A 25,951-nucleotide genomic window follows, 5' to 3' on the forward strand; every position below is an offset into this window, starting at 1 on the left:
CGTGAGCAAGGGGAGCAAGCCCGAATGACGAAGCGGATCTGGTTGGCTCCCAGTGCATTCTTCCCCGCACGCGGCGGGGTGGAGGAGTTGACCCTGCAACTTGCGCGTGAATACCAACGGCGCGGGCACGAGGTGTCGGTCATCGTGCACCGCCACCCCGAGGGCCTGCCCGAGCACGACGAGGTCGAGGGAGTGCGGGTCGCGCGCGTTCCGTTCGACCTGCCGGGGCGCCGACCCGCACTGATCGCCGGCTACCCGATCTCGATGGGACGGCAGCTGGGCGTGCTGCGCCGACTCGGGCCGGCCCCCGACGTCATTCATGTGCAGTGCGCCGCCAACCAGGTCGCGACGCTCACGACATACGCCACGCTGCGCCGGGTTCCGCTGGTCATTACCACCCAGGGCGAAGTCACGATGGACGCTGCGCAGGTCTACCAACGCAGCTCGCAGATGCGTGCGGTGCTGCGTGCGGGTGCACGACGCGCTGACGCGCTGACCGCGTGCTCGCGCCATGCCGGCGACGATGCCGCGACAGTGGCGCCGCGCTTCTCCGGTTGCGAAGTCGTCCCCAACGGGGTCGACGTGAGCCAATGGACAGTGACCGCTCTACCGGGGTCCCCGGTGTATGCCGCATGGGGTCGTCACGTGCCGCAGAAGGGACTTGACCTGCTCATCAGCGCGTTCGCGCTGGTGCGCAAGACCGTGCCGGACGCGGTCCTGCGGATCGGCGGTGATGGACCGGAGTCACCACACCTTCGCGAAATCGCCGGTCCAGGAGTGGAATTCACCGGTGCGTTGGATCGGAAAGGCGTGCAACGGTTGCTCGAAGGATGCCGGGTCGCTGTCGTGCCGAGTCGTCTCGAGCCGTTCGGGATCGTGGCACTCGAAGCGATGGCTGCGGGCCGCTCGGTCGTGTGGAGCACCAACGGCGGGCTCGCCGACGCGACCGGTGGCATCGGCTGGGGCGTCGACCCGACCGACGTCGAAGCGCTCGCCGGCGCGATGATCGAAGCGAACGCTCGGCCGGTCGCCCCGGACCAGGTGCGTGCGCACGCCGAGACGATGTCCTGGCGGGCGATCGCTGAGCGATACCTCGCCATCTACGACCGGGTCGGTCGTGGTTGACGGACGCAGGCCACGGGTCCTGCTGGTCAACCACACGGCCCGGCTCGGCGGCAACGAGCTCGGCGTTGCCCGCCTCATCCCACTGCTGGCCGACGAATTCGACGTGCAGGCCTTGCTTTTCGAAGACGGCGACCTAGGCCGAGTGTTGCGTGAGCAAGGCGTCGAGGTGCACGTCCGTCCGATGCGATCGGACATCGTGCGGATCGATCGTCATTCAGCGGCGGGCATGCGCGCCGCTGCTCGGGTCGGGCCGGCGACGGCGTCATACGCAGCGAGATTGCTGCCGTGGTTGCGCAACCAACACGTCGACCTGCTGTGGGCGAACACCTTCAAGGCGATGGCGATCGCCACCCCGGCGGCGAAGCTGCTGAGGATCCCGGCGCTGTGGCACCTGCACGATCGGGTGGCTGCGGAATACCTCCCGAGGCGCATCGTCGGCCCGATGCGCGCGGCGTTCCGGCACGTGCCGGCCGCGGTCGTCGCGAACTCACGGGCCACCGCTGATACGGCAGGTTGCGGATCGGCGCCGACGGTCGTCTATCCGGGACTCGTGCCGGAGAAGATCCGTGTGCGATCCGAGCTGCCTGATGGCCCGCCGGTGATCGGCATGATCGGCCGTATCAGTCCGACCAAGGGACAGCTGGTGCTGATCCGCGCGCTGCCGGACGTCTTGCGCCGGCATCCGACGGCTCGCGTACGGATCGTCGGTGGTGCGCTCTTCGGGGAGAAGTCGTACGAGGCCGAGGCGCGCGCCGAGGCTGAACGCCTCGGAGTCGATCACGCCATCACCTGGGTCGGCCACCAGCCGGACACCCGCGCTGAGCTGGACCTGCTGACGGTTGCGGTGCACGCGGCGACCGTGCCCGAACCCTTCGGTCAGGTCATCACCGAGGCCATGGCCCGATGCGTGCCGATCGTGGCGACCCGCGGCGGAGGAGCGACCGAAATTGTTGAGCCATCGCCAGATTCACGTCGAGGGCAACTCGTTGAACCTGGCGGCGTAGCGGAGCTGCGCGACGCGTTGTTGCGCGTTCTCAGGGACCCTATGGCCGCACAGCGCTTGGCCACTCGCGTCCAGCCTGAGGTGGTCGATACCTATTCGATCGCTCGGTCCGCCGAGAGCATGCGCCTCGTATGGCGGGCGATCTCCTGTTCCGCGAGGCCGCCGCGCATCTGCCGGCCCATCGGAAGATAGGAGAGCGTTGAAAATCTTACTAATTGCCATCGGATACCGGGGATATGCAGATTCATACGTGCGTTCCCTAACGCAGAGCGGCCATCGAGTTCACGTCTACGTTGGGCTCAATCAGTATGATGCTGTGACGCGTCTCAGAAGGGTCGTGCATGTTCGAATACCGAATATTGCTGGCGCGAGACGCCATTACATGTGGTCTGAACAAGTTGCCCTACGAAAGTGGATCGGGCGACAGAAAGACAGCTTCGATCTCGGGTTGTTCGTAAATTCACACAGTATTGTAAATGACGAAATACTCGATGCCGTACGCGAAAAATGTAGGATGGTTGGGCTCCGGATGCTGGACGAAATTGAGACATTGCCAACCTCGGGGTTGTCCTTTGGGGCATTCGACTGCGTGGCAACGTTCAATGCGAGACAGGTCGCAGCGCTCGGCCGCCTAGTCGGATCGGATGTCGCATACGTGCCGCAGGGGTATGCGCCGATTCGCGTTTCGGAGAGTCCGAATTGGTCTGATTGCCCTCTCATCCTTGGTGCTGCATATCCGAGTCGACGGGGCGCCGCGTCTGCCCTCGGGAAAGCCGGACTGAGCGTTGAACTCGTGGGCCGCACGTGGCCGCAATGGACAGAGCCTTCGTCGAACGTTCGCTTGCGCGGCGATGTCTCTCTGCCGGAGTCCGTCGCGATCTCGGCTCGCGGCCGGATCTGTGTCAACGGTCATCGAAGCGGGAATTCAGGAGTTAGTCCACGTGTCTTTGAAATTGGCGGAGCGGGGGGATTGATAGTCACCGATAACGAGAGGGCATCGGACTTTTTTGAGCCAGGGGAGGAGATGCTGCTCTGGTCGGACGCGGAGGAACTCGTGGCGCACGTCTGCCGCTCTATTCACGAACCTGAGAGGGCGAAAGCGATTGCCAAAAAAGGGCACGCGCGAGTTATTGCGGAACATTCATTGGATCGGCGCTTCGGGGATTTGTTTAAGGCGTGGGGTCTCTAGTTTGACGGATAACCGGTGAATATCTCGCCAGGAGCGGCCGCCATATGGTGAACGATGCGAAGGTCGCATTTGAGGTATTTTGCGGCTGTTCATCCTCATTCAATGACTGAGTCATCGTCTTTATTCAAGGTCGTGGTTTGGTGGCAGTGCGTTGCGGAGGTTGAACCAGAATTTCTCGAGAGAATTCGTTTCAGCGACGTAGCGACGTGCGGCACGGCCCAGGGACCGCCGCAACTCTTCATCCACGGACAGTTCTCGCAGCGCCTCCGAGAGGGCTGCCGAATCATCTGGCGGGACTACTAAACCAGTCACGCGATCTGTGATGTAGTCGCGGGTGCCGTTGGCGGAAGTGGCGACCACAGGTTTGCCGGCCGCCATTGCATCGAGCAGCACGAGCGGCCCGGACGGAAGCTCGGTGTCACGCATGATTACTGCGACGATCTTCGCGCCGCGGCAGAGCGCTCTACCGTCTTCGGGGCTCGGCATTGTCGGCCGCACGCGGATCCGATCCAGAAGGTTGGTCGGGATATCGAGAGAGCGTCCTGGCGCTAGGATCGCCGGCACCGGCACCGTTTCGAGGGCACGTACGAGCGTCGGCCAGTCTCGATGTGCCCAACCCGCTGAATAGACGTAATCACCCTCGTCGGGACTCTCCGGGAGCACTTCGGGAAGCACTGGCCACGGGATGAATCGTGTCCGATCCAGCGGCACTTGGAACCGGCGCTGCAACATCGCGGCGTCACCACTACGGATGATCAAGAACCGATCGATAAGTCGGAGCAACGGCCTGCGAATCAGCGTTGGTAGGTCTCGGCGCGGGGCGAGAAAATCGAAGACGAAGACCTTCGACCTCGGTGACACCATCTTGACGATGCCAGCGAGCACGGCTGCCTCGATCCCTATCGTGCACAGAACAACAGCATCGGATTGGCGCGCAGATCGTGCGAGTCGCAGGGCGTCCGGCAGGATCCGAAGCCGTGATCGAGACCGCGACATGCCCCACGTCATTGATCGCTTCACGATCTGTCCGTCGAAATCGCTTGGTGGGTCACCGAATGGCCACGTCCACGAAACAGACAACACAGTCGCCATCACGCCTGCTCCGCGGTCGACGATTCACGTTGTGCGTGTCCGCTGTGCCGAAGCACGAACTCGGCCAGGTCCGCGCTCTGCTGCACGCGCGTGGGCTGGTGCACGTAGGTCATGTGGCCGGACTCGTAGAAGTGGTGCTCGAGGCGGGGGAGCAGGGCCGGCGCGAGGCGCGCGACGTCGTCCATCGCGCAGAAGTACGGCGTCGCGCCGTCGTAGTAGCCATATGCGAAATGCACTGAAAGATGAGGGTTTTGGCGCATCGCCCGGGCGAGGCGGTCGATCACGTAGACCGCGGAGTTCTCGAATTCCTTGAAGCTCCAGTCTCGCCCGACGTCCTCGCTGATTGCGTGGAAGACCTGCTCGCTGGTCACGCCCAGTTCAGCGCCGAGATAGTGCTGGAAGGTCGCCGAATACGGTCCGGTGATGGCGTCCATCGCTGGGTCGGCGTCCATGTTCTCGGCGATCCGGCTCGCGGCCAGGCCGGTGAAGCGGGAGTCGAGACGACCCACCGTCATACCTCGCTCGCGCAACAACTCGCCGAAGAAGCGCCAGTGTTCGATCCGCAGGTCCGCCCGGTCGACGTAGTCCTCGCTCAAGCCGGTCAGCCCCGCCAGGCGGGTGACCGCTTCGGCTCGTTCGGCGTCGGTGAGCCGGTTGCCGCGCGACAACGCCCAGGGGTAGTCACGCGCGGCATACTCCTCGGCTTCGTCGAGCACCTCGCGCAGCGGCCGGTCGCCGTGTTGGCCGTGGAAATGAGCGGTCGCCGCGTAGAACGGCAGGTAGAGCGCATGGGCCCGGTCGTTGCCGTGCTCGAAGTTGGCCGTGCCGAAGTCGAGCACGCTGCTGATCATCATGAGGCCGTTGAGATACATCCCCAGCTTCTCCTGCAGGTGCTGCGCCATTGCGGCCGCGCGGGTCGTGCCGTAGGACTCGCCGGCGACGAATTTCGGTGACAGCCAACGGTTCTCACGGGTCACCCAGGTGCGGATCACCTCGCCGACCGACTCGATGTCCGCAGTGAATCCATGGAAGTCCTTCGGTTTGCCGCCACTCACCACTCGCGACAGTCCGGTCGAGACCGGGTCGATGAAGACCAGGTCGCTCGTGGCGAGCAACGTCTCCGGGTTGTCCACCAGGTCGTATGGCGGCGGCAGCAGATCTCCGGCATCGCCCATCTCCACCCGGCGTGGGCCGAGCAGCCCCATGTGCAACCACAGGCTCGAGCTGCCCGGGCCACCGTTGAACGCGAACGTCACCGGACGCTCCCGCGGATCCGCGTCGTCGAGGGTGTATGCCGTGACGGCGACCTCCGCCACCGGTTTGCGGCCGCGCCACACGTCGTCCTTCAACTCGTCGGCACGCAGCACAACGGTGCCGGACTCGCTCGTGTAACGGATCGGACCGGTCGCCGTGGTCAACGTGTGGGACCGGCGCACCAAGGTGTCGCTCGGATCGGGCGCCGACTCGGGTGCGGTCTCGGGGCCGGTGGACGTCGGTGTTGTCGGCTCATCGTTCACCAGCCTGATGTTAACCAGCCACTGCAAGAACTGGTCGGCACGGTTGACTCGCTCATATCATCGTGGTCCGGGGAGAGAACGAGGCATGGTATGCGCTCTGGTGCACTGGCCCGACGGTCATGGTTGCGACTGATTGCGGTGCTGCCTGCCGCAGCCATGGTCGTCGCGTTACCCATGGCACCCGCGCAGGCAACAGGGTCATCGGGGCCCCCGGGCGCCAGCAGCTGCGTTCCGGGCCAGACCGGGTGGCGTGCTCCGGCGCAGCAGCGCTACATCATCACCTCACCCTTCGGGGATCGTGACAACCCGATCTCGCACCGCTACCAGCTGCACGCGGGCGTCGATCTCGCTATGCAACCGGGTCCCGGACCCGTCGTCGCCGCCAACGCCGGCACCGTGCTGCGCGCCGGACCCTACGGCGGTCTGGGCAACGAGGTCACGCTGCAGCACGCCGCCGGCATACAGACCCTCTACGGGCACATGGCCCACATCGCCGACAACATCAAACCCGGCACCAAGGTCTATGCGGGTCAGGTGCTCGGGCAGGAAGGGTCCACGGGTGCGAGCACCGGACCACACCTGCACTTCGAGGTCCACCAGGACGGGAAGCCGATCAACCCCGTGCCGTTCATGGCCCAGCGGGGTGCACCGCTGACCGGTGCCGCGCCGAAGGCGATGGTGGCCAATGTCGCTCTGCCATCAGCGGATTCACCGCGGAAAAACAGCATCAACCAGTCCGCGTTGTCCGTGCCGGACAGCCTGATGAACCTCTATCTGCGGGCCGGTCAGAAGTATGAGGTGCCCTGGCCTCTGCTCGCCGGGGTCGGTATGGAGGAGACCGCGCACGGACGCAACAACCACACCTCGTCGGCAGGCGCGGTCGGGGTGATGCAGTTCATGCCGGGCACCTTCGCGCGCTACGGCGTCGACGGAAACGGCGATGGACGTGTCGACATACGCAACGACGCCGACAGCGTCTACTCGGCCGCCAACGCACTGCGCGCGTGGGGAGCGACCGAGGGCGCCGCGGGGGTCCGGCAGGCGCTGTTCAGCTACAACCACGCGCAGTGGTACGTCAACGACGTGCTCCACTACGCGGGTGCGTATGCCGAAGGGTCGGGCGGCATCGCGTGCGCGGACGCGCCCCAGCCGGCCGGCACGGCGCAGGCCGCCGGTGCCGTGCGCTGGGCCGACAGCAAGGTCGGCCACAAGTTCCGCTTCGGCGCCGACGGGCCGGACGCCTGGGACAGTTCGTCGTTCGTGCAGGCGGCATACGCACAGGTCGGGGTCCGGCTGCCGCGGACCGCCCAGGAGCAACGCGCGTGGTTGGCCTCCGGACACGGCACACGGGTCCGGCCCGGTGACGCACGGCCCGGTGACCTGATCTTCGAGGACAGTTATCTCGGTCCGAACCACATCGGCTTCGTGATGCTCGTGACCGACCCGCAGTCGCAGCGTGGCGTCGCGGCACGCAACCCGCAACTGCAGGTGACACACCTGAGCTATGCCGATGCCCAGCACAGCAAGCACATCTTCGAGGTATGGCGATTGACGCAGCCTCCGGTGGGATCCGGCCACTGACGAAGCAGCAGCACCACGCCGTATGGCGCTGAGGCTCAGCTCGAGGCCGAGGGTGCGTCGTCCCGCGCGGCGATGATCAGGTTGACGCGCTGCTTGCTGATCTCCCGCCGGGCCGGCTCGTCGAGCTCGGCGTCCGTGACCAAGGTGTCGATCTTGTCCAGCGTTGCGATCGTCGACAGCCCGATGGTGCCCCACTTGCTGTGGTCGGCCACCACCACGACGTGCTTCGCCGAGCGGATCAGCGCGCGATTGGTCTGTGCTTCCTGCAGATTGGGCGTCGTCAGGCCGGCATCGATGTCGATACCGTGCACCCCGAGGATGAGAGTGTCGACGTGCACGGTCGCGAGCATCTCGTTGGCGACCGGACCGACGAGCGCGTCCGACGGAGTCCGGACGCCCCCGGTCAACACCACCAGCCGGTCCTTGTCCTCGGGGTCGAAGAGGAGCTCGGCGACGGGCGGCGAGTTGGTCACGACCGTCAGGCGTTTGATGTGGCGCAGTTCCTGGGCGACGGCATACGCGGTGGTCCCGGCCGACACAGCGACCGACGACCCGGGCGAGATCAACTCCGCAGTGGTGCGGGCGATCTCGGACTTCTGCTGCGGGTGCATCTCGGACTTGGCGGTGAAGCCCGGCTCGTCCGCACTGCGATCGGCGCGCGTGGCACCGCCGTGGACCTTGCGCACGAGGCCCTTGCCGGCCAGTGTCTCGATGTCGCGCCGGATGGTCATGTCGCTGACGTTCAGCTCGGCGACGAGCTCGGACACCCGGATCCCGCCGTGCTCCTCCACGGCTCGCGCGATCAGCTCCTGCCGTTGACGCGCGAGCATGGTGGCCCTCCTTCGATGCACCGGGTTTCCAAACGATACTAAACACGTTCAAACAAAGCGCCTTCTGTGCAGTCGGAGGTGGGCGACGGCTGAATCGTTCGTGTCGGAGTGAGAGACTGGCCCGCGATCCGGTTCGAGTGCACAGAAAGAGAGCACGTACCTTCCATGAGCGAAACGTCGCCCAGCAGCGGGCCCAGCAGTCGTGCTTCACGGATGACGCCACGGATCCTGTCCGGTATGCAGCCCACGCACGACTCGCTGCATCTGGGCAATTACCTTGGCGCACAGGTCAACTGGGTCCGCATGCAGCGAGACTTCGACGCGTTCTTCTGCGTCGTCGACCAGCACGCGCTGACCGTCAACCCCGAGCCCGAGCAGCTGCGACAGCGCACCCGGGTGACGGCGGCGCAGTACCTCGCCGGAGGCATCGACCCCGAGGTCTCGACGGTCTTCGTGCAGTCCCAGGTCCCCGAGCACTCCCAGCTCGCATGGGTGCTCAACTGCATCACCGGGTATGGCGAGGCCGCTCGGATGACGCAGTTCAAGGACAAGTCGTCCAAGCGCGGCACCGAAGGCACCAACGTCGGCCTGTTCACCTATCCGATGCTGATGGCGGCCGACATCCTGCTCTACGAGGCGACGTCGGTGCCGGTGGGCGAGGACCAGCGCCAGCACCTGGAGTTGACCCGTGACCTCGCGCAGCGCTTCAACGCCCGCTACGGCGACACGTTCGTCATACCCGACGGCCACATCCCCGAGGGCACGGCGAAGATCATGTCGCTGCAGGAGCCGACGGCGAAGATGAGCAAGTCGGCGGACAATCAGAACGGCAACCTGATGATGCTCGACGAGGTGAAGGCCAACACCAAGAAGATCAAGTCGGCGGTCACCGACACCGACAACGAGGTCCGCTACGACATCGAGGCCAAGCCCGGCATCGCCAACCTGCTGCGCATCCACTCCGCACTGTCCAACGACTCGATCGAGGCACTGGTCGAGCGTTATGCGGGGGAGAACAAGTACGGCGCCCTCAAGACCGACGTCGCCGCTCTCGTCGCCGACGTGCAGGCGCCGTTCAAGGCTCGGGTCGAGGAGCTGCTCGCCGACCCCGCCGAGCTGGACCGCATCCTGGCCAAGGGTGCTGAACGTGCTCGCTCCGTCGCCAGCGTCGTGCTCGAAAGGGCCTATGCCGCAGTCGGATTCATCCCGCTGGCGGACACCGCCCGATGAAGACGATCGGCGTTTCCATTCCGATCCCGCAGCCCTACGCGGACGAGTTACAGGATGCACGCGAGCAGGCCGACGACCCGTTGGCCCATGCCGTGCCGCCGCACGTCACGCTCATGCCGCCGACTCCCGTCGAGCCGGCCGCCGAGGACGCGTTGCGTTCCCACCTGGCGGCCGTCGCGGAGTCGGTCGCGCCCTTCCGTATGACGCTGCGCGGCACCGGCACCTTCCGGCCGATCTCACCGGTGGTGTTCGTGGCGGTCGCCGAAGGCATCGCAAGTTGCGAGCAGCTCGAGCTCGCCGTGCGCTCCGGCCCGGTCGAGCGCGAGCTGGCGTTTCCCTACCACCCGCACGTCACGATCGCCCACGGCGTCCCCGAGGCGGCGCTGGACGACGCGTTCGCCGCACTGTCGTCATACGAGCGCAGTTTCGAGGTTGCGGGCTTCGATCTCTACGAGCACGGAGCCGATCAGGTATGGCGCTCCGTGTCCACCTGGCCGCTCGCAAATGCTTAGGTGAACCTTATTTCGATGTCAAGGTACTTTGCGGCGTAACCTGAAGCCCGTGGCTACCTCAACCGTCTCCAAGCCGCCTCGAGTCCGCACCGGCAAACAGGGAAGCACGATCTTCCTCAAAACGCTGATGGCTGTGACCGGCGTGATCTTCGTGCTCTACGTGATTGCCCACATGTACGGCAATCTCTACAAGCTCTTCGACGGCCATGCGGCCTTCAACGAGTACTCCGAGCACCTGCGCACCATCGGCGAACCGATGCTCCCGCGACACGGGCTCCTCACCATCATCGAGGTCGTGCTCGGCATCAGCGTCGTGCTGCACGTCTACAGCGCCGTCGTCCTCTGGAAGCGGGCCAAGGCTGCTCGCCCGCAGCGGTACGCCGTGAAGAAATCGATCGCCCGCTCGTTCTCGAGCCGGTGGATGCGCTGGGGCGGCGCCTTCCTGCTGCTCTTCGTGATCTGGCACCTGCTTGAGTTCACCAACCCCAAGATCAACGTGGGTGACGGCGGCAACGGCGCGGCGATCAAGCACGACCCATACATGCTGGTCGTGCACAGCTTCAACGTGTGGTGGCTGACACTGATCTACGTGCTGGCGATGATCGCCCTCGGCATGCACCTGCGGCACGGCATCTGGAGTGCCGCGCAGACGCTGGGCTTCACCTCCACCGTCCGCGCCCGCACCATCGCCAACATCGTCGCCGTCGTGGTCGCGCTGGTCGTCGCCGTCGGCTTCGTCATCCCGCCGCTCGCCATCGCCTTCGGCGGAATCAAGTAAGGACTGCCAGATGCCTGAACTCATCGACAACCTCTACTCGCTCGGCGACCAGATCGAGGACACGCGGGCTCCCGACGTCCCGATCGCCGAGATGTGGACCAAGGCGAAGTTCGACAACAAACTCGTCAACCCGACCAACCGCCGCAAGCTGTCGGTCATCATCGTCGGGACCGGACTGGCCGGCGGCGCCGCCGCCGCCACACTCGGCGAGGCCGGCTACCACGTGAAATCGTTCTGCTACCAGGACAGCCCGCGTCGGGCTCACTCGGTGGCCGCACAGGGTGGCATCAACGCCGCCAAGAACTACAACGACGACGGCGACTCGATCTACCGCCTCTTCTACGACACGGTCAAGGGCGGCGATTACCGTTCCCGCGAGTCCAACTCCTACCGCCTGGCCGAGGTCAGCGCGAACATCATCGACCAGTGCGTCGCTCAGGGCGTGCCGTTCGCGCGCGACTACGGCGGCCTGCTCGACAACCGATCGTTCGGTGGTGTGCAGGTGGCCCGCACGTTCTACGCCCGTGGCCAGACCGGCCAGCAGTTGCTGATCGGCGCCTACCAGGCGATGGAGCGCCAGGTCGCCGAAGGCACCGTGGAGCAGTTCACCCGCCACGAGATGCTCGAAGTGATCATCGTCGACGGCAAGGCGCGCGGCATCATCGCGCGTGACATGGTCACCGGCGAGATCGAGACGCACCTCGCCGACGTGGTCGTGCTGGCCAGTGGCGGCTACGGCAACGTCTTCTACCTGTCGACCAACGCGATGGGCTGCAACGTCACGGCCACCTGGCGGGCGCACCGCAAGGGCGCCTACTTCGCCAACCCGTGCTACACGCAGATCCACCCGACCTGCATCCCGGTCGCGGGCGACTACCAGTCCAAGCTCACCCTGATGAGTGAGTCGCTGCGCAACGACGGCCGCATCTGGGTCCCGAAGAGCCGCGACGACGTCGAGAAGGATCCTCGCGACATACCCGAGGAGGACCGCGACTATTACCTCGAGCGCAAATACCCCGCGTTCGGCAACCTGGTGCCGCGTGACATCGGCAGCCGGCAGGCGAAGGTGGTCTGCGACGAGGGCCGCGGTGTCGGTCCGAAGGTCGGCGACTTCCGCCGCGGCGTCTACCTCGACTTCGCCTCCGCGATCGAGCGGATGGGCGAGGAAGCGGTCAAGGCGAAGTACGGCAACCTCTTCGACATGTACCAGCAGATCACCGGCGAGAACCCCTATGAGGTGCCGATGCGCATCTACCCGGCGGTCCACTACACGATGGGCGGCCTGTGGGTCGACTACAACCTGGAGACCACCGTCCCGGGGCTGTTCGCGGCCGGTGAGGCCAACTTCTCCGACCACGGCGCCAACCGACTGGGTGCTTCGTCGCTGATGCAGTGCCTGTCCGACGGCTACTTCGTGTTGCCCAACACCATCCGTGACTACCTGGCGAGCGGCCCGTTCGAGCCGGTCGCCGAGGACGCACCGGAGGTGCTGGAGGCTCGCAAGACGGTCGAGGACCGCATCGAGAAGCTCCTGTCGATCAACGGCGATCGGACCGTCGACTCCTTCCACAAGGAGCTCGGCAACATCGTCTGGGAATACTGCGGCATGGAGCGCAACGACGCAGGCCTGCGCAAGGGCATCGACCTGGTCCGGTCCCTGCGCGAGGAGTTCTGGCGCAACGTCAAGGTGCCCGGATCGGCCACGACCCTCAACCAGTCGCTGGAGAAGGCAGGCCGGGTGGCCGACTTCTTCGAGCTCGCCGAGTTGATGTTCATCGACGCCCTGCACCGCACCGAGTCGTGCGGCTGTCACTTCCGATCCGAGTCCCAGACCGAGGACGGGGAGGCGTTGCGCGACGACGACAAGTTCGCGTATGTCGCCGCCTGGGAGTTCACCGGTGGCGACGAAGGAACGTTCGAGCCGCCCGTGCTCCACAAGGAAGACCTCGTCTACAACTTCATCCAGCTGAAGCAGCGGAGCTACAAGTAATGAACCTGACACTGAAGATCTGGCGCCAGTCCGGGCCCGACGCCCAAGGCGAACTGGTGACCTACCCGGTCAACGACGTCTCCGAGGACATGTCCTTCCTGGAGATGCTCGACGTGCTCAACGAGGACCTCACCGCCAAGGACGAGGAGCCGGTCGCGTTCGACTCCGACTGTCGCGAAGGCATCTGCGGCATGTGCTCGCTGATGATCAACGGCGAGGCGCACGGGCCGGAGGTCACCACGACCTGCCAGCTGCACATGCGCTCGTTCAGCGACGGCGAGACGATCACCATCGAGCCGTGGCGCGCGCAGGCGTTCCCACTCGTGAAGGACCTGATCGTCGACCGTTCGGCGTTCGACCGGATCATTCAGGCCGGCGGCTACATCTCGGTCAAGACCGGTGCCGCGGTCGAGGCCAACAACCTGCAGGTGCAGAAGCACAAGGCGGACCGCGCCTTCGACACCGCGACCTGCATCGGCTGCGGTGCGTGCGTCGCCGCGTGCCCGAACGCCTCCGGCATGCTCTTCCTCGGAGCCAAGATCACCCACCTCGGTGAGCTGCCGCAGGGCCAGGCGGAGCGCGACTCGCGGGTCGTGAAGATGATCAACCAGCACGACGCGGAGGACTTCGGCGGCTGCCAGAACCTCGGCGAGTGCTCGGCGGCGTGCCCCAAGGAGATCCCGCTGAACGTCATCAGCCAGCTCAACCGGGACTTCATCAAAGCCAAGAGCTGAGTCATCGAGCCGCGCCCGCATCGCGCGGCTGAAGGTGCGGCGGCTGTCGTCCCACAGGATGGGCCGGTTGGGATCTCCCAGCCGGCCCTTCCTTCTGTATGGAGCCTGTCCTGAGGCATACCCGCGTGTACCTGAGTCTCCCCGGTGTCGGGGTGCGTGCGGGTTTGGTGGCTCTGGGTGTACCTGAGTCTCCCCGGTGTCGGGGTGCGTGCGGGTTTGCTGGCTCTGGTGTACCTGAGTCTCCCCGGTGTCGGGGTGCGTGCGGGTTTGGTGGCTCTGGGTGTACCTGAGTCTCCCCAGTGTCGAGAACGGCCCGCGTGCGCCAGGCCCGCCGGTCGCTTTTCGACACAGGGGAGAGGCATGACCGGTCGTACTACCGGTCAGCGCGCACCCACCGACACCGGGGAGAGTTGTGTTCAGGCCGACTCAACGTCGAACCCACCGCGGTCGGGGAAATGGAGCCGCCAATCGTCGTGTACCGGGCCTAGCTTGGCCCCACGCTCACCGAGGATGTCGTGCACACGCCGGACAGTCCTCCCTGGGATGGTCCAGATGTCTGACGCGATCAGGATGATGAACCGCCACCCAAGGCCCTCGAAGTACTCGCGCCGGCCGATGTCCGCGCCCCAATTGGCTTTTCGCTCGATATGTTGGCGCCCGTCATACTCGACTGCGACTTTGATCGCCTTGTAGCCCATGTCCATGCGCCGAAGGAGGGCCCCTTCCGCGGTGTAGAAACGCAGGTTGACGGTGGGCTCCGGGAGACCGGCCAGCACGATCAGCATCCTCGAGCGAGATTCCTGGGCGGAATCGACGTCGGCTCGGACGAATTCACTTGCCTGGCGTGCTCGTCCGACACCGTTCGAGTGCGCTTGCCGAGCGAATGCCGCCAGTTCGGAGGGAGTGACCGAAGTTCGGCGGACCAGCGAGTCGCCGGCGACGACGAGGTCCACGAGGTCAGTAGTCGCCCCGAGATCGGTGAAGGTCTGGGCCGGAGCCGTCACCCTCACTCCGCGGCGCGTCCAGAGCAGCGGCGCCGTGCGGTAGCGGTGCACTCGGATGCCGGGTAGCTCGCATCGCAACCGATGGGGAACAGCCAGATGTATGTCGGGTGTGTCCGGTGCGATGCCACCACACCAGGTGACAGCACTCTGGTGGCTGAGGCCATAGGCTCCCGGAACCATCTCGAGCGCGGCGAGCGCCCGGGTCTCGAAGTCCAGGTCATGCTCGGCGGACACGTAGCAGTCGCGGTGTACGCGGCGAAAACGTTTGCCGGTCATTTCCCGTCGGCTCAGGCCCTGCTTCCGTCCGGATGCACTGCGGAACGGAACTCGTGGATCGAAAGTCTCGGACATCTCCCCAAGGTTGGCGGGTGATCGTCATACGGCGCAGAAGTTGTCCACAGGTGCTGCCGGGTTGTCGGTGACCTGTCGGCTTACACGAGTCTCCCCAGTGTCGAGGCATGCACTTGTTCTGCTGGACCGGGCGTACACGAGTCTCCCCAGGGTCGAGATGTGTCGGTATTCGTTGCGCGGACCGTTCGTGCGCTGACACTGGGGAGGCGCGTGAGCGGCTGACAGGGCGCGGGCCGTGCAGGACCCGACACTGGGGAGAGGTATGACCGGTATGGCGGTGCCGGGCCGTGCAGGACCCGACACTGGGGAGAGGTATGACCGGTATGGCGGTGCCGGGCCGTGCAGGACCCGACACTGGGGAGAGGTATGACCGGTACGGCGGTGCCGGGCCGTGCAGGACCCGACACTGGGGAGACCCATGTACAAGGCCGGTCGGGAGATTTCCGACCGGCCCTGTTCCTGTATGGCGCCTACCGTGCGACCAGCTCGTTGATCACCGGCGCGTCGGAGCCTGGAGTGAAGAGCATCCGCACTCCCGTCACCTGCCAACTCGGGTCCACGTCACCGCGGGCGTATGACGCACCCGCCGCCAGCGTGCCGACCGTCGACCAGGTGCCGTCGTGCTGCACCTGCAGCTCCCCGGCACCGCTGCCGACGACCGAAACCTCCTGCAACGACACGGGATCGTCATACGTCCGCCCGATGAACGACCCGTCGACCGGTTTCGACGCCGCTTGGTACGCCGTCGTCAGCTCGGCATCGAAGGCATCGGCAGCGCCGGTGCCGTTGGTGGCAGGCAGGTTCGAGGACACCGGCGTGCTCGCGGCGACTGCGAAGTCACGGATCTTGACCCACTTGCCGCCCGGGTTGAGCGCCGTCGCCCGCAGCCGCACGTAGCGCGCCTGCACCGGGGTGTCGAAGGTATGACGCACCACCGGCTGGGTGTCGAATTCGCCTGCGGTCGTCCAGTTCTGGCCGTCGGTCGAGTACTCCAGTGCCGCGTGGTAGATCATGTCGCCGGTCTGGGTGTCGCTGTCGGACTGGCGGACCACCACGTTGCCGACCGTTCGCACCGAGCCGAGGTCGACCGCGACGTTGCTGCCGACCGACGGCGCGGCGTTGGACCAGTAGTAGGTCGACAGGTCGTCGTCCGTCATACGACCGATCTTGTAGCTGGAGTACGTCCCCATCGAGGTGCTGGGTGTGCTCGGATACGTCGCGGTGTCAAGGGGTTTCGCGCCGAGCCAGGCGATGAACTCCTGGTTCGCCTTCTTGGTGAACGCCTCGAACGCTCCGTCACCGACCGACGGCACGATCTGGTCCGGCTCGGGCTGACCGTCGGATCCCTGGTCCGGCACGGTCGGCTTCTTCGCATCGTTGATCGCGTGCTGCGCGGCGAAGTACTCGCGTGCCGCCTTCGCGCCGTCCCCGGCGTCGAGGGCATCGAGCATCGCGATCTGGTGCTGCAACGCGGTCGCCCACTTCGCAGCAGCGTTGATCCACGGCCCGGCGTCACCGGTGAAGCCGGGCTGCGCCATACCGCTGAGACTTTCCGGCAGCGCGACGATCGCGGTGAGCCGCCTGGTCAGCGCGGCGGCGCCGGTCGCATCGCCGTCCGAACGCGCCTGCCAGAACGCCGCGATGTCCTTGCTCAGAGCGGGCGCCTTCTGCGTGCTCGGCCGGTAGGGCCATTCCTGGTTGAGATCTGCGAAGGTTCGCAGCGCTTCGCGAGTGCCGGCATCGGGCCCGGCCAGCTCGTCCAGCACCGCCGACATCGAGGCATCGGCGTCGTACTTCGGACCGTTCCAGGTGTAGTCGCCGTAGTTGGCCAGCGCCGGCATCGACGCATACGGCTCGATCATCGGGTTGGAGGTGAACCCGTCGATGTACTTGTAGAGGTCGGGCGCGCGCCCGGTCAGCGGGTTGAGGAAGAGACGCCCCCGCTTGCCGTCGTTCACCGGGAAGTTGTCCCAGATGTAGAGGTGGTCGGTGTTGTATGACGTGCTCGCGCGCTGCACCGACTCCGCCGTGATCGTGTCCGAGAAGACACCCTCGCCGGTCCACTGCACCAGCACGTCGTCGTTGAGCCGCTTGCCGAACTCGCCCTTGTAGGGATCCGGGCCGGACCCGTTGTAGTTGGTCGGAACGGTCTGCAGCGGCGCCAGGTGGTTCGGCTCGACATACTCCTTCTGGATGCGGTTCAGATAGTCCGCCTGCGCGTCGGCGAGCCAGTGCCAGTCACCGTTGTCGGGATATTTCTCCTTGTCCGCGGCGCAGTGGAACTCCAGCGGGATGTCGTCCAGTGCGATGTAGAACGACCGGACGCCGAGCGCGCGCAACTGGTCGAACTTCTTGATCGTCGCGTCGAAGTCGGTCTGCGACGAGTAGCAGATGTCGTTGCCGGGGGACAGTGCGAAGGTGAAGTCGACGTGGTTGTCGTTCGCCGTCTTGACCAGTTCCTTCATCCGGTCCAGGGCGGCACCGCTGTATGGCGTGCGCCATTTCGCGCGCAGCAACTGGTCGTCCTTCGGCGTGTAGATGTAGGTGTTCATCTTGTGCTTGCCGTAGAACGCCATCTGGTCCAGGCGTGCCTGGTGCGACCACGGGATGCCGTAGAAGCCCTCGATCGCGCCGCGGATCGACATCAGCGGCCAGTCGCGGATGGTGACGCCGGGCACCTGCTTGTGCGTGACCAGCTGTCGGAGCGTCTGTGCCGCGTAATACGTGCCACGCTGGTCGACACCGTTGAGCACGACGGTCGGGGTGTCGTCATACAACCCGCTGGCCAGGACGTAGCCGTCCGCTTTCAGGCCGGTGGCGTCCTTCGTGCCGAGCTCGGTTGCGACGTCGTCGATCGCCGGGTTGCTCGCGACCGTGCCGAGGTAGATGCGCTTGCCGCCGCCGCTCGCGGTCGGCGAGACGACCGGCTGTCCGCCGGCGCGGGTGACGATCTGCTTGACGAGATCGACCGTCGGGGCGTCCGGGTCCTCACCCGTGACGATGAGGACCCTGCCGCTGAGCGGCACCTGTGCGCCGGAGGCATGCATCTCCTGCGGGGCGGGGAAAACGGTCGGAAGAGTGTTTTGTGTTGTTGCTGTGGGGGTTTCGCTGGATGCGTGGGCGGACGCGACTTCGGCGCCGGTCATGCCGAACGCGACCGCCGTGACGGTGCCGAGCGCGGCGACCTTCCGGCGGGCGGTATGACGGTGGGCGAGCGGGGCGGGACGGGGGATGAGTGGGGTCACCGTGACGTTCCTTCCTCAGGCAGTGGTCCAGGGGAGAGGTCTAGACCAGTTGTCCGTCGAACGCTAGCGAAGTTCGGGACGCCGTAGTGCCCCGCGCGCGATGCGGTTCAGGGCGTGAGTGGGAACCACAGCTCGCACCGGTCGGCGGGGAGCACCGCCTCGGCATACTCGACCGGTTGCGCCGCGAGCCGCGCCCGCCTGGTGAGTCGGAAGACCGGCCGGCTGGGAGGAACCTGCAGCGCCTGCGCTTCGTCGGCGTCGGGCAGATCCGCGCGCACCGACTCCTCGCCGGCGTCCGGCTGCCGCCCCTCACGTGCCAGATGGTCGTAGAGACTGCCGGTCAGCTGCCGGGCCTCGTCGATCGTCAGCAGGTCCGCTCGCAGCCAGGTGCACTCCAGCGCCAGCGGGGTGCCGTTCGCGTGACGCAACCGGCGCACGCAGATCACCCCGTGTTCGCTGCCGAGGAAGTCCCGCACCGCCGGTGGCGGTTCCACCTCGGCGCTCACCTGCAGGATGGTGGTCTGCGGGTCGAGATGGTGGGCACGCAGCGCGGCCGCGAAGGAGCCGAGCTGGATCCGCAACGACACCGGCTCGGGGGCGCGAACGGAGCCGGAACCGTGCACGGTTCGGACCAGTCCCGCATTGACGAGCTCGGCCAGCGCCCGCCGGATCGTCATTCGTGCGACGCCCCACTCCTGAGCGAGCTCGCGTTCGGACGGCAGCGCCTGACCGGGCGTCAACTCCTCGACCTGCACTCGGAGGGCAGCGCTGATGCGGGCATATTTCGAACCGTCCTGGAGGTCGCTCACCGGGTCATGATCGCCCATCGGCGCCGCGGAGCGCCGTGCTGCACCCGATCAGGCGACGCGGCGAGCGTATGACGCAGCGGTCACTGCGCCATACCGGCCGACCAACTCGTCGACGGCGGTCGCCCAGCCGCGGTGCTCGATCTTGGTGCGCGCGCTGCGGCCCATCCGCGCGCGCATCTCCGGGTCGGCGAGCAGCCCACCGACGGATTCCCGCAGTGCGCCGCACCGGTTCGGGTCGAAGAGCAGTCCGGTGACGCCCGGCCGCACGATGTCGAGCGGGCCGCCTGCCGCGGCCGCGACGACCGGCACGCCGGAGGCCATCGCCTCCTGCAGTGTCTGCCCGAACATCGCGCTGCGCCCGGGGTGCACGAACATGTCGAAGGCCGCATGGGTGCCGGCCAATTCCATGCCCTGCCGGTGACCGAGGAACGACGCCCGGGGGAGCAGCTGCTCCAGGCGCCCGCGATCGGGCCCGTCACCGACGACCGCGAGCGAGACGCCGGGCAGGTCCGCGAGCTCGGTCAGTCGGTGCAACTCCTTGTCCTGGGTCAGTCTGCCGACATACCCGACGATCGTCTCGCCGTGCGGCGCCAGGCACTGGCGCAGCTCGCGGGTCAGCTCGCTGTTGCGGCGGTTCGGGTGGTAGACGGTTGTGTCGACTCCGCGCGCCCAGTGGCCGACGCGGGGGACGCCGCTGTCGATCAGCAGCTGCTTCGCGGCCGAGCTCGGCGCCAGCGTCATACCGGCGACCGACAACGCGCGCGACAGCGACTTGGCCGACGGGTGTGCGAGGCGACCCGACACGTCGGTCTGGAAGACCGCGACGCTCGGAATGTTCAGGTGATCCGCGGCATTCAGCCCGCGGGTGCCGAGGCCCTGCGGCGACGCGACGTGCACGACGTCGGGGGCGAAGGCGGTCAGGTGCCGCTCCAGCTCCGCGGTCCGGCCGCGCAGCCGCAGCCCGCCGACGGTGACACCGCGCACCGTCTGCACCGGGAATCCGCGGTATGTCGCCGGCGCAGGACCCGGGCACAGCACGATGGCCTGGTGGCCCGTCGCGGCAAGGCGGTCCAGCACCTGGCAGACGGTGGTGGTCACGCCGTTGAAAGTCGGGATGAAGGATTCGGTCACGATCGCAACTCTCACGTCTCATACCGTCCTCGCCCCAGGTGGCCGGCACGTGAACGGCGAGTGTCCGGGCCCGTGAACTCGAATCAACAAGCGCGCAGAGGGGGCCAGTTTCAGCCTCCTGAAGGATCGGCGCCGAACGTGCATTAGCTTGTTGCCATGTCGACGCAGGAGAGCGGGCCCATCGACGGGTTCTGGACCGTCATTCCGGCCGGCGGTTCGGGGACCCGGTTGTGGCCGTTGTCGCGCTCCGGATCGCCGAAGTTCTTGCACGACCTCACCGGGTCGGGTTGGTCCCTGTTGCAGGGCACCGTTGATCGGCTCGCACCGCTGTCCGAGGACCGGCTGTTGATCGCGACCGGCCTGCGCCACGCGCCCGAGGTTCGCCAGCAGCTGCCCGAACTCGGCATCGACTCCCTGCTGGTCGAGCCGTCCCCGCGTGAGTCGATGCCCGCGATCGGGCTGGCGGCCGCAATCATCGAGCAGCGCGATCATGACGCGATCATCGGGTCGTTCGCCGCCGACCACGTCATCCGCGACGACGAGTCGTTCCGTGCCAGCGTCCGCGAGGCCGTCGCGGTCGCCCGCACCGGCCAACTCGTCACCATCGGCATCGAACCCAAAGGGCCGGCAACGGGATTCGGCTACATCAAGCTGGGCGCGACGCTCGACGTCGAAGGTGCGCCGACTGCGCACGGCGTCGACTCGTTCGTGGAGAAGCCGGACGTCGACACCGCGCGTGCCTATCTCGCCAGCGGCGAATACCGTTGGAACGCAGGCATGTTCGTCTTCCGCGCGAGCATGTTGCTCGACATGCTCGATCACTACCAACCGGGTCTGGCCAGCGACCTGCGCGCCATCGCCGACAACCCGTTGCGACTGACCGAGCTGTGGCCGCGGCTGACCGAGATCGCCATCGACAAGGCCCTCGCCGAGCCGGCTGCAGCGGACGGTCGCGTCGCCGTCATACCCGGTCATTTCGACTGGGACGACGTGGGTGACTTCGACTCGCTCGGGTCGCTGCTCACCGAATCGATCGACGGCGTCAAGGTGCTCGGCGATGCCAGGGACGTCGTGGCCGAGGACACCACCGGCGTCATCGCGCCGCGGTCCGGCCGGGTCGTCGTGACGCTCGGCGTGAAGGACATCATCGTGGTCGACACCCCCGACGCACTGCTGGTCACCAATCGCGAGCGCGCGCAGGACGTCAAGAGCGTCGTGCAACGCCTGAAGTCCGGCGGCCGCGGCGAGCTCATCTGATGGGCCTGCCCAGTTGGGCGCTCGACGCCGGCTACCGCTCCGCGGTCCGACCCGTCCTCTTCCGGGTGGGCGGCGGCGACGCCGAAGCCGCGCATCACCTCACCCTGCGTCGTATGGCGCAACTGGGTGAGCACCCTTCCGCCATACGAGCGCTCGGGCTGGGTATGCCGCAACCGGCCAACCCTGTTGAGGTCGCAGGGATCACCTTCCCTGGGCGTGTCGGCCTCGCGGCCGGCGTCGACAAGGACGGCGTGGGCGTGAAGGTCTGGAAACACTTGGGGTTCGGGCACATCGAGCTCGGCACCGTGACCGCACAGGCCCAGCCCGGCAACCCGCACCCACGACTCTTCCGGTTGCGCGGCAGCGACGCGATCATCAACCGGATGGGCTTCAACAACAACGGCGCCCGGGCGCTCGCCGACCGCCTCGCGGCGGCGGGCCCCATCGGCATACCGATCGGCGTCAGCATCGGCAAGACCAAGGTCACGCCCGTCGAGGACGCGATTGGTGACTACCTGACCAGTCTCGCGCTGCTCGACGCGCACGCCGACTACTTCGCCGTCAACGTGTCCAGCCCGAACACCCCTGGCCTGCGGTCGCTTCAGGACAAGGAGCCGCTGGCGGAGTTGCTCGCCGAGCTCGTGACCGCGACCGCGGCCCGTTCCCGCACGCCGATCTTCGTCAAGATCGCGCCCGACCTGACCGACGGCGCGCTCGACGACGTGCTCGAGGTGGCACAACGGGCCGACGCCAGCGGCGTCATCGCCACCAACACCACCCTGTCCCGGGACGGCATCGCCGACGCTGACCTGCCGCTCGCGGACGAGGCCGGTGGATTGAGCGGCGCACCGCTGACCCGCCGCGCCCGGCACGTGGTGCGGCGGATCGCGCAGCGCTCGCCGTTGCCGGTCATCGGTGTCGGGGGAGTGATGACCGCCGACGACGGCCGCGCCCTGATCGATGCCGGCGCCTCGCTGGTGCAGGTCTACAGCGGTTTCATCTACCGCGGCCCGGCACTGGTCGCCGAGCTGAACCGCGCCCTCGCCTGACCGTGCCTTCTGATCGAGCGGCATACCCCTGGATCGACCGGCATACCGAAATCGCACATATCGGGCTGCCGCTCAATCATTTGGTATGCCGCTCGATCACGGAAATGTGCCGAGACTTCCGAGGCAGCGCGCCATCCGGCACCGGCCAGTCGATGCCACGGACCGGCCGGACGCCGAGGTCACCCAGCACGGCGGCGAAACGCCCGGAGTCCAATGCTTCACCCCAGTCCCAGTGGCCGACCTCGCGAACGTCCGGGTGCCGTCGCAAGCGGTCGTCCCGGCGCTTGGCGCGCCATACTGCCTCTTCAGCCGCATCGCCCGTCTGGCCTTCGGTGACGCGAAACTTCATCCGGCCGTCTGCCTCGCCGACGATGCCGAGTTGCGGCCAGAAGAAGTCGACCCGCCCGATGAAACCCGACGCGTCGTAGAACTTCACCTGCAGCTCCGGCATCGGCAGCCCGAGTTGGAACATCCTGGTTCGACTGAGGGACTCGAGCGGAGACTCGGCCTTCCCATCCGCCAGCAATGTAACGAGCTCGGCCATCCGGCAGCCCCGAGATCGACTCGGCAACGCCCGGATCTGCGCGAGAAGTGCGGATTGTTCGACGAGGTCGAGGTGCAGCGCCGAATCACACGTCGCCAGCGCCGACTCCAGACTCTCGTAGCGGGCACGGTCGATGATCGTCCGGTCCAGGCCGGAAACCGAGAGGCCACCTACGTCCACAGCATCTGGCACCATCGCAGTCCGTCGGCGTCGCGCTTGGGGCGACCGGCCCGTGGCGTCGGGTGGTCGGGCGAACTCGACCAACTCTGACTGAGGGCCGATCACCGGCAGACGCCATACGGCATTCGCGGTGCCATGGACGTAGATTCGAGGTGTCGTGGCAGCAGCCTGCATGGCAAGCGCCATCAGAACGAGGCGGTCGCTGTGGTCCAGTGCGGCAGGGTCGCAGGTGGCGAAAGCGCGCTGCCGCAGCCGCGTCCACGGTGCGGCAGAAGGCGCGCCGACCAAGCGAAGACGTTCGGCGGAGGTGGCGGCGAGTTGTCCGCGTAGGCGGCGGACACGATCGGCGCAGGCTTGGAGGTGCTCGCGACGCGCCACCCGGGCCGCTTCAGCGCTGTCGACAGATGGGCCGGGCTGTGTGGAGTGAGCGACTGACATCCACGAAAGCCTGCCGCAGCGGGACCGAGCAGACGGGTTGTCCACAGCCGCAGATCGACCGGCATACCCCCGGATCGACCGGCATACCGAAATCGCACATATCGGGCTGCCGCTCAATCATTTGGTATGCCGGTCAATCAAGGGCAGTCGGCCGTCATACCGCTAATCTGACCGGATGCTGCATCGGGTCAAGCGGATTCGGGATCTGTTCATACCCGGCGTCTTCGGACTCCTCGTCCTCATCACTCTGGTCTGCGTGCTCGCGAGTTGCGCGAGCAGCTCCGGCGGTAGCGCGGGCGGGCAGGGCGGCGGCACACCGGCGGTGACGAGTAGCGTCGGGGCGGGCGGCCGGGACCACCCGAACGACGGAATGCTCACCGTCACCGTCGCGCAGTTGCCGGACGAGGCACGCACGACGATCGCACTGATCAAGGAGGGCGGGCCGTTCCCGTACCACCAGGACGGCACGGTCTTCCAGAACCGCGAGCGCCTGCTGCCGCGGGAGTCCTCGGGTTACTACCACGAATACACCGTGAAGACACCGGGATCGCCCGACAGGGGAGCGCGCCGGATCATCCGGGCGCGCGACGGCACGCTCTACTACACGGCCGATCACTACGAGAGTTTCAAGAGGATCATCCAGTGACTACACCAGCTGACCTCATCGCCACGGGCTCGTCGGGCCTGCACCCGACCGAAGATCTCGCGGGCGCTCGCGCGGCCGGCGCGGGCGCTGGATGGCGGGTCGTCGAGCTCGACACCTCGGCCGGGCACGACAAGCCCTACTTCCTGGATGTATGCCGGGCAGCGTTCGACCTGCCGGACTGGTTCGGCGCCAATTGGGACGCTCTCGCCGACAGCCTCAGCGACGTCGCGTCCAGTCCGGGCACGCTCGTGCTGTGGCGCGGGGCCGGCGGTCTCGAGCCCACGGTCCGGGAGACGGCGGCGGAGATCTTCGCCGAGCGAGCGGACCGCACCGGCGGCGCGATCGGGCCGTTCCTGGTGCTGGTCGGCGGCACTGAGGACGCCGGACGTACCATGAACGACTTGTGAGTGAACTTGCTTCTTCGTGCACGGCTGTAGACCCTGCCGCGGCCGTCGTCGCCGAGATCGAGCGACTGCTCCCGCAGCTGATCACCTGGCGCCGGGATCTGCACGCCCACCCGGAGATCGCCCGCCGCGAGACCCGCACGACGGCGTTCCTGCGGGACACGCTCACCGCGGCCGGCATCGCCGTCACCGCGCTGCCCGGCACCGGACTGATCGCCGACCTCGGGGCCACCGATCCCACGCGGCGGATCGCGCTGCGCGCGGACCTGGACGCGCTGCCCGTGCCGGAACGCAGCGGGCTGCCGTTCCGGTCGACGGTCGAGGGGCTGTGCCACGCCTGCGGTCACGACGTGCACACCACCGTCGTGCTGGGAGTCGCGTTGGCGCTGAAGACGATCGAGCCGACGCTCGTCGCGCGTGACCTGGCAGTGCGTTGCATCTTCCAGCCCGCCGAGGAGGTCATGCCCGGGGGAGCACACGACGTGCTCGCTGCCGGAGTCCTCGACGACGTCGACCGGGCGCTGGCCGTGCACTGCGACCCGAGCATCGACGTCGGGACCGTGGGGCTGACCACAGGACCGATCACCGCGGCGTGCGACCAGATCGAGATCGCCCTCGCCGGCCCCGGCGGCCACACCTCCCGCCCGCACCTGTCCGCCGATCTGACGTTCGCCCTGGGCAAGGTCCTCACCGAGGTGCCCGCCGTGCTGAGCCGTCGGCTCGACCCGCGGTCCGGTGTCGCGCTTGTGTGGGGACAGGTCGAGGCCGGCAACGCCGCCAACGTCATACCCGCGACCGGGCACCTCGTCGGCACCCTGCGGATGCTGGACGCCGACGAGTGGAAACGCGTGGGTGGCCTGGTGGAGCAGGTGGTCCACGAGATCGTTGCGCCATACAAGGTGGCCGCGCAGGTGCAGCACATCCGCGGGGTCCCGCCGGTCGTCAACGATGCCGCTGCGATCGCGGCGCTCGCAGCCGCCGCTCGCGCGTCCGAGGGTGATCGCAGCGTCGTGCCGACCCGCCAATCACTGGGCGGCGAGGACTTCTCCTGGTTGCTGCAGGCCACTCCCGGCGCACTCGCCCGGCTCGGCACCCGTGCGCCCGACGGCCCGACCTACGAGTTGCACCAGGGCGACCTGGTCATCGACGAGGCGGCGATCGGTGTGGGCAGCCGGATGCTCGCCCTAGCAGCACTGAGCGAGGCCTGACACGTTCGCGCAGATAACAGTTCGATCCCAGAACTGCAATCAATGGTTGTGTTCGGCATCGCCCGGCTAGGCTGCCGACTTGCCCCACCGCGGGTGACTGACCT

Annotated in this window: 22 protein-coding genes; 14 read left to right on the top strand and 8 right to left on the bottom strand. The window is 66.8% G+C overall.

All coding sequences use genetic code 11. The annotated features are described in order from the left end of the window. Window positions 1–24 precede the first annotated feature (24 nt). The 3 genes from IEX71_RS15470 (at window position 25) to IEX71_RS22860 (ending at window position 3,317) form a co-directional block, all read left to right on the top strand. Window positions 25–1,125: a glycosyltransferase family 4 protein gene (locus IEX71_RS15470; protein ID WP_188837966.1), complete on the top strand. Its 1,101-nt coding sequence runs from the start codon at window positions 25–27 to the stop codon at window positions 1,123–1,125. Beyond that, window positions 1,118–2,320, top strand: coding sequence for a glycosyltransferase family 4 protein (locus IEX71_RS15475; RefSeq protein WP_188837967.1), 1,203 nt, complete (start codon window positions 1,118–1,120; stop codon window positions 2,318–2,320). The genes IEX71_RS15470 and IEX71_RS15475 overlap by 8 nt, the downstream gene beginning before the upstream one ends. A gap of 337 nt (window positions 2,321–2,657) precedes the next feature. After that, window positions 2,658–3,317, top strand: coding sequence for a glycosyltransferase family protein (locus tag IEX71_RS22860; protein WP_373284658.1), 660 nt, complete (start codon window positions 2,658–2,660; stop codon window positions 3,315–3,317). A 120-nt stretch (window positions 3,318–3,437) separates the two neighbouring features. Here IEX71_RS22860 and IEX71_RS15485 read toward each other — a convergent pair whose 3' ends face one another. Both IEX71_RS15485 and IEX71_RS15490 read right to left on the bottom strand, forming a co-directional pair. Continuing rightward, the gene (locus IEX71_RS15485) at window positions 3,438–4,409 is read right to left on the bottom strand and encodes a glycosyltransferase family 4 protein (protein WP_188837969.1); all 972 of its coding nucleotides are present in this window, start codon (window positions 4,407–4,409) and stop codon (window positions 3,438–3,440) included. Beyond that, on the bottom strand, window positions 4,409–5,926 hold the full coding sequence (locus IEX71_RS15490; RefSeq protein ID WP_229749778.1) for a S10 family peptidase: 1,518 nt from the start codon (window positions 5,924–5,926) through the stop codon (window positions 4,409–4,411). The genes IEX71_RS15485 and IEX71_RS15490 overlap by 1 nt, the downstream gene beginning before the upstream one ends. 90 nt (window positions 5,927–6,016) lie before the next feature. On the opposite strand from IEX71_RS15490, the gene IEX71_RS15495 reads away from it, so the two are divergent. After that, complete coding sequence (locus IEX71_RS15495; protein ID WP_188837970.1) at window positions 6,017–7,507, top strand: peptidoglycan DD-metalloendopeptidase family protein; 1,491 nt, start codon at window positions 6,017–6,019, stop codon at window positions 7,505–7,507. A gap of 35 nt (window positions 7,508–7,542) precedes the next feature. Here IEX71_RS15495 and IEX71_RS15500 read toward each other — a convergent pair whose 3' ends face one another. After that, on the bottom strand, window positions 7,543–8,337 hold the full coding sequence (locus IEX71_RS15500) for a DeoR/GlpR family DNA-binding transcription regulator (protein ID WP_188837971.1): 795 nt from the start codon (window positions 8,335–8,337) through the stop codon (window positions 7,543–7,545). A 213-nt stretch (window positions 8,338–8,550) separates the two neighbouring features. Between IEX71_RS15500 and trpS the strand changes: the two genes are divergently transcribed. The 5 genes from trpS to IEX71_RS15525 are packed head-to-tail and all read left to right on the top strand — an operon-like array spanning window position 8,551 to window position 13,581. Next, the gene (trpS, locus tag IEX71_RS15505) at window positions 8,551–9,567 is read left to right on the top strand and encodes a tryptophan--tRNA ligase (protein WP_373284659.1); all 1,017 of its coding nucleotides are present in this window, start codon (window positions 8,551–8,553) and stop codon (window positions 9,565–9,567) included. Beyond that, window positions 9,564–10,079: a 2'-5' RNA ligase family protein gene (locus IEX71_RS15510; protein WP_188837973.1), complete on the top strand. Its 516-nt coding sequence runs from the start codon at window positions 9,564–9,566 to the stop codon at window positions 10,077–10,079. Before trpS ends, IEX71_RS15510 begins: the two co-directional genes overlap by 4 nt. A 49-nt stretch (window positions 10,080–10,128) precedes the next feature. Continuing rightward, the gene (locus IEX71_RS15515; RefSeq protein ID WP_188837974.1) at window positions 10,129–10,857 is read left to right on the top strand and encodes a succinate dehydrogenase cytochrome b subunit; all 729 of its coding nucleotides are present in this window, start codon (window positions 10,129–10,131) and stop codon (window positions 10,855–10,857) included. Window positions 10,858–10,867: 10 nt separating this feature from the next. Further along, on the top strand, window positions 10,868–12,847 hold the full coding sequence (locus tag IEX71_RS15520) for a fumarate reductase/succinate dehydrogenase flavoprotein subunit (protein ID WP_188837975.1): 1,980 nt from the start codon (window positions 10,868–10,870) through the stop codon (window positions 12,845–12,847). Beyond that, complete coding sequence (locus IEX71_RS15525) at window positions 12,847–13,581, top strand: succinate dehydrogenase/fumarate reductase iron-sulfur subunit (protein ID WP_188837976.1); 735 nt, start codon at window positions 12,847–12,849, stop codon at window positions 13,579–13,581. Before IEX71_RS15520 ends, IEX71_RS15525 begins: the two co-directional genes overlap by 1 nt. Window positions 13,582–13,997: 416 nt before the next feature. Here IEX71_RS15525 and IEX71_RS15530 read toward each other — a convergent pair whose 3' ends face one another. The 4 genes from IEX71_RS15530 to IEX71_RS15545 all read right to left on the bottom strand — a co-directional run bounded on the left by IEX71_RS15530 (window position 13,998) and on the right by IEX71_RS15545 (window position 20,121). Further along, on the bottom strand, window positions 13,998–14,819 hold the full coding sequence (locus IEX71_RS15530) for a putative endonuclease domain-containing protein (protein WP_188837977.1): 822 nt from the start codon (window positions 14,817–14,819) through the stop codon (window positions 13,998–14,000). A 587-nt stretch (window positions 14,820–15,406) separates the two neighbouring features. Continuing rightward, on the bottom strand, window positions 15,407–18,181 hold the full coding sequence (locus IEX71_RS15535) for a glycoside hydrolase family 84 protein (protein WP_229749779.1): 2,775 nt from the start codon (window positions 18,179–18,181) through the stop codon (window positions 15,407–15,409). Window positions 18,182–18,288: 107 nt separating this feature from the next. Then, complete coding sequence (locus IEX71_RS15540) at window positions 18,289–18,990, bottom strand: GntR family transcriptional regulator (RefSeq protein WP_188837978.1); 702 nt, start codon at window positions 18,988–18,990, stop codon at window positions 18,289–18,291. A gap of 48 nt (window positions 18,991–19,038) precedes the next feature. Then, on the bottom strand, window positions 19,039–20,121 hold the full coding sequence (locus tag IEX71_RS15545) for a glycosyltransferase family 4 protein (protein ID WP_229749780.1): 1,083 nt from the start codon (window positions 20,119–20,121) through the stop codon (window positions 19,039–19,041). 156 nt (window positions 20,122–20,277) lie between these two features. Here IEX71_RS15545 and IEX71_RS15550 point away from each other — a divergent pair, with 156 nt between their 5' ends. Together IEX71_RS15550 and IEX71_RS15555 are read left to right on the top strand one after the other, a co-directional pair. Continuing rightward, window positions 20,278–21,378, top strand: coding sequence for a mannose-1-phosphate guanylyltransferase (locus IEX71_RS15550; RefSeq protein ID WP_188837980.1), 1,101 nt, complete (start codon window positions 20,278–20,280; stop codon window positions 21,376–21,378). Further along, on the top strand, window positions 21,378–22,427 hold the full coding sequence (locus IEX71_RS15555) for a quinone-dependent dihydroorotate dehydrogenase (RefSeq protein WP_188837981.1): 1,050 nt from the start codon (window positions 21,378–21,380) through the stop codon (window positions 22,425–22,427). The genes IEX71_RS15550 and IEX71_RS15555 overlap by 1 nt, the downstream gene beginning before the upstream one ends. A gap of 76 nt (window positions 22,428–22,503) precedes the next feature. Here IEX71_RS15555 and IEX71_RS15560 read toward each other — a convergent pair whose 3' ends face one another. Beyond that, window positions 22,504–23,589: a hypothetical protein gene (locus IEX71_RS15560; protein ID WP_188837982.1), complete on the bottom strand. Its 1,086-nt coding sequence runs from the start codon at window positions 23,587–23,589 to the stop codon at window positions 22,504–22,506. Between the two features lie 175 nt (window positions 23,590–23,764). Here IEX71_RS15560 and IEX71_RS15565 point away from each other — a divergent pair, with 175 nt between their 5' ends. Genes IEX71_RS15565 through IEX71_RS15575 form a run of 3 tightly spaced genes read left to right on the top strand, consistent with a single transcriptional unit; the run spans window position 23,765 to window position 25,847 of the window. Next, window positions 23,765–24,235 carry a guanyl-specific ribonuclease gene (locus IEX71_RS15565; protein WP_188837983.1) on the top strand — a complete coding sequence of 157 codons (471 nt, stop codon included), beginning with the start codon at window positions 23,765–23,767 and terminating at the stop codon, window positions 24,233–24,235. Further along, entirely contained in the window at window positions 24,232–24,642 is a 411-nt protein-coding gene (locus IEX71_RS15570) for a barstar family protein (RefSeq protein ID WP_229749781.1), read from the top strand. Before IEX71_RS15565 ends, IEX71_RS15570 begins: the two co-directional genes overlap by 4 nt. Next, window positions 24,639–25,847 carry an amidohydrolase gene (locus tag IEX71_RS15575; RefSeq protein ID WP_188837984.1) on the top strand — a complete coding sequence of 403 codons (1,209 nt, stop codon included), beginning with the start codon at window positions 24,639–24,641 and terminating at the stop codon, window positions 25,845–25,847. The genes IEX71_RS15570 and IEX71_RS15575 overlap by 4 nt, the downstream gene beginning before the upstream one ends. The last annotated feature ends 104 nt before the right edge of the window (window positions 25,848–25,951 follow it).

It is taken from the genome of Flexivirga endophytica (assembly GCF_014640635.1).
Classification (GTDB): Bacteria; Actinomycetota; Actinomycetes; order Actinomycetales; family Dermatophilaceae; genus Flexivirga; species Flexivirga endophytica.